The 3,736-nt window shown below is 48.6% G+C and carries 5 protein-coding genes; 4 read left to right on the top strand and 1 reads right to left on the bottom strand.

The features are described 5' to 3' along the window. Positions 1-422: 422 nt before the first annotated feature. The 4 genes from Q7V48_02335 (at position 423) to Q7V48_02320 (ending at position 3,464) form a co-directional block, all read left to right on the top strand. The gene (locus Q7V48_02335) at positions 423-839 is read left to right on the top strand and encodes a DUF3795 domain-containing protein (protein ID MDO9209577.1); all 417 of its coding nucleotides are present in this window, start codon (positions 423-425) and stop codon (positions 837-839) included. A 48-nt stretch (positions 840-887) separates the two neighbouring features. After that, positions 888-1,679 (top strand): alpha/beta hydrolase, encoded by a 792-nt coding sequence (locus tag Q7V48_02330; GenBank protein ID MDO9209576.1) that lies wholly within the window; start codon positions 888-890, stop codon positions 1,677-1,679. Between the two features lie 131 nt (positions 1,680-1,810). Continuing rightward, a complete protein-coding gene (locus Q7V48_02325; GenBank protein ID MDO9209575.1) occupies positions 1,811-3,001 on the top strand; it encodes an MBL fold metallo-hydrolase in 1,191 nt (396 codons plus the stop codon). 154 nt (positions 3,002-3,155) lie between these two features. Beyond that, positions 3,156-3,464 (top strand): putative quinol monooxygenase, encoded by a 309-nt coding sequence (locus tag Q7V48_02320; GenBank protein ID MDO9209574.1) that lies wholly within the window; start codon positions 3,156-3,158, stop codon positions 3,462-3,464. Between the two features lie 59 nt (positions 3,465-3,523). Here the strand turns inward: Q7V48_02320 and Q7V48_02315 are convergent. Further along, positions 3,524-3,736: MmgE/PrpD family protein (locus Q7V48_02315; GenBank protein ID MDO9209573.1), on the bottom strand; the 213-nt coding region annotated here is incomplete at its 5' end.

Genomic DNA, 3,736 nt, shown 5'->3' with positions numbered 1-3,736 from the left:
TCCCGAGAGATTCACCCTCCCGTCCAGGCCGGGCAGTCTCTTCCCGGACCCGGCGGGGAGATGCTGCCCTGGGCCAAAAGGCGGTGGTTCTTCCATGACCTGGAGCTTTACTTCCGCCGTTGGAGCAAGGCTATATGATTTTTGTGCTCTCTTTCTGCGGAGGCAGAGTGAAGGGGTGCAGAAAGGTTTGCTCCCACCGTTTGGCCGGCGCGCAGCATCTCCCCGCCGGGTCTTGATAATCCTCCTGAAATCATGAGAGAAAATAAAAAGTGAAGAGGGGCAAGAACACTAATTTATTTTACAATCTGCATTCGCCATTCCCCATTTGTATCTGCTGTGGTATAAGGGATGGAAACCGTTTATTTACGCCATGGGCTCTGCGCCATGATTATTGCTATTTTCTATGAGGGAAAGGAGGTAAATTGGATTACCAAAAAATGACCGCACCCTGCGGCCTGGATTGTTTTAACTGCCCGGTTTATTTGGCCGGGGGTAACGAAAAAATAAGAATGGCCGTCGCCCAAAGGTTGAATATTTCCCCAGAAAAGGCGATCTGCCGGGGATGCCGCAATGAAAACGGAACCATCAAGGCCGTTAACATGACCCAACCCTGCAACGTTTATAAATGCATTGCTAAAAAAGGAATTCTTTTTTGTTCGGACTGTTCCGATTTTCCTTGCGATCACCTCCATCCTTATGCGGACATGGCGGCAGAGAGGCCGCATAATACGAAAGTGTTTAACCTGGGCCTGATTAAAAAAATGGGCCTGGAAAAATGGGCCACGGAAAAAGCCAAAAGCGTTCGCGAGACGTACTATAAAGGAAAGTTTAAATTATAAGTGGGCTAAAGTGATCTAAAGTACCTAAAGTTATGAGAAGGAACTCTTATGACTGATTATTCGGCAATTGACCAATCCCCCCTCTTAGGACTCCTTTTTTATCCCCGGAGAGACTTCACCCCAAGTCCGAAAGGAACCTTCGACCTTTTTATACGCGTGGACGAAGGCATTTCTGTCCACTGCCGATTTTATCTTCAGGATAAAATCAACCACTGGATTTTATTCTTTCACGGCAATGGGGAAGTGGTCAGCGATTACGACGACATCGCCCCCCTTTATCACCAGATCGGGGTTAACCTCGCGGTTGCCGATTATCGCGGGTATGGTGCCAGCGGTGGCCGGCCGACGTTCACCACCCTGGTACAGGATGCTCATCTTCTCTTCGGAGCCGTAAAAAAGGGACTTTCCCAAAAAAGTTTTCAAGGGGATTTATGGATCATGGGAAGGTCCATGGGCAGTATTTCCGCTCTTGAACTCGGATACCACTATTCAGATCAAATACAAGGATTGATCATTGAAAGTGGCTTCGCCAGCGTGACTCGGTTGATCAAACATTTGGGCCTTCCCTCCCGGGGAATTGCCTTGGAGCCTATCGAAAACGAACGGCTGGCCATGATCCGCAAAATTTCTCTGCCATCCCTAATCATTCATGGAGAATTCGATAATCTTGTCCCCCTGCAGGAGGCCAGGGACCTATGGACCTATCTGGGGACACCGAAAAAAGAACTGGTCATTATCCCCCAAGCGGACCATAACGGCGTGATGTTCCTTGGCGCGGAACATTACTTCGGAGCGATTCAAAAATTTATCAAAGCTACTGGGTCAATTGCCCAAAGATGAATTTGAGATTCAAAGTTTTGAGTTCGGAGCAAGGAGTAAGGTATGAAACATTAAATAACCTTTTATTATAAGTTGGATGATTTTTAGGTTATGCCAATGAAATCTTTCAGAAGTCAGAGGAGGGTCATTCGATGGTAACAGAACTAACGAAGGGCGTTTATTGGGTAGGGGTGGTGGACTGGGGCCTAAGGCTTTTTCATGGCCATGAACTGTCCACTCATCGTGGGTCAACGTACAATTCTTATCTGATTGTCGACGATAAGATCGTCCTGGTTGACACGGTTTGGGGACCCTTCCGGGATCGGCTTATCGAAAATATCCGGGAAGTCATCGATCCAGCCAAGATTGATATTGTGGTTGCCAACCACTCCGAAACAGACCATTCCGGCGGCCTTCCGGAGGTCATGCGCCATATTCCCAATGCCACGGTCGTTGTTTCCAGCCGGGGCGAAGAAAGTGTCGAAGGCCACTACCACCAACCCTGGAAATTTAGAAAGGTGAAAACGGGGGAAAAGATCAACATCGGTAAAAATGACTTGATCTTCGTCGAAGCCCCCATGCTTCACTGGCCGGACAGCATGTTCACTTATCTCACCGGAAAAAATATACTCATGCCCAATGACGCCTTTGGACAGCACTACGCTACCGCTTTTCGTTTCAACGACGAGGTTAACTCGGAAGAGTTATTCGAGGAGGCCCTCAAGTACTATGCCAACATCTTAACGCCTTTCAGCAACCTGGTTTTGAAAAAGATCGAAGAGGTTCTGGCGCTGAACCTTCCGGTGCAAATCATCGCCCCCAGCCACGGAGTTATCTGGCGCAAAGATCCGCTCCAGATCGTAAAAAAGTACCAGGAATGGGCGGCTCAAGTTCCGGAAAAGTCTGCCGTGATCCTCTTCGATACCATGTGGAACGGTACCCGGCGCATGGCTGAGGCGATTGGTGACGGCCTGGCCTCCGAAGGAGTCTCCTATAAATTGTTCCATATGGCGGTATCAGACCGGAATGACGTTATCACCGAAATTTTTAAGACCAAAGCCATCATTATCGGTTCCCCAACGCTAAACCAGGGGATTTTACCGACCCTTACTCCCATTTTGGAAGACATCAGGGGTTTGAAGTTCCAGAACAAGATCGGTGCGGCTTTTGGGACATACGGTTGGAGCGGGGAGGCGGTAAAATTAATCGAAGAACAATTCCAACGCTGTAAAATTCCGGTGGTTGCGCAGGGGGCGCGCGCGAAGTGGCAGCCGAAGCCGGCGGCCCTCGCTGAGTGTACCCAACTCGGTCGCACCGTTGCTGGGGCCGTGAAGTCGGCATAATTTTATTTCGTTCGGGACGCAGATTTACGCCGATAAACGCAGATAATGCTTATTTTAAATCCTGATATTTCTGAGTTTATCTGCGTCCCGCCGAAATAATTCCAAGGTTTTCAATCAAACCGGGTAATCCATTTAACAGAAAGGAGAGTTTTAAATGATTTACGTGATTGCCACGATTGAACTGATGGCAGGAAAAAGGGATGAGTTTTTAAAAAAAGTTCAACAACTGGTGCCCAAGGTGAAGGCCGAAAAAGGCTGCTTGGAATACGGGCCGGCCATTGATGTACCCACGAGCATCAAAGCGCAAATGCCGGTACGGGAGAATGTCGTCACCATGATCGAAAAATGGATTGACCTAAAAGCCCTGGAAACTCACCTTAGCGCCCCCCATATGCTGGAGTATAGGGAGGCGGTAAAGGGCATGGTGGTCGGAACCAAGCTGCAAATCCTCCAGCCGGCCTAAACGATTTTGAATATCCAGGAATTTCAGGCGGGAAATATCTTTTCTCGTTTTGCCGGCAATTAGCGCAGCAGGGCGATCAGTGGAGAAAGGTCTTTTAATTCCTCAAGGCTTTGGTAAAATTTCAGGATTGATAAAATGGCATCTTGATCTTTCACGGTCCGAGCCAGGGCTTTGAATTTATCCTCAATTTCATCCGTCGTCATCGGATTTTCCGGTGAGCCTTTGGGATAATCAACTCGCCGCCAGAGGCTCTGCCCATCCTTGAGCACGAT

The organism is Deltaproteobacteria bacterium, from assembly GCA_030654105.1.
In the GTDB taxonomy this organism is placed as follows: Bacteria; Desulfobacterota; SM23-61; order SM23-61; family SM23-61; genus JAHJQK01.
Note: the sequence above shows the minus strand (reverse complement) of the source record. Positions and strands in the feature narration are given on the sequence as shown.

Bases quoted from the DNA above. Each gene is read 5' to 3' on its own strand.
- Q7V48_02330 (MDO9209576.1), top strand. From the start codon at position 888: ATGACTGATTATTCGGCAATTGACCAATCCCCCCTCTTAGGACTCCTT.
- Q7V48_02320 (MDO9209574.1), top strand. From the start codon at position 3,156: ATGATTTACGTGATTGCCACGATTGAACTGATGGCAGGAAAAAGGGAT.
- Q7V48_02325 (MDO9209575.1), top strand. From the start codon at position 1,811: ATGGTAACAGAACTAACGAAGGGCGTTTATTGGGTAGGGGTGGTGGAC.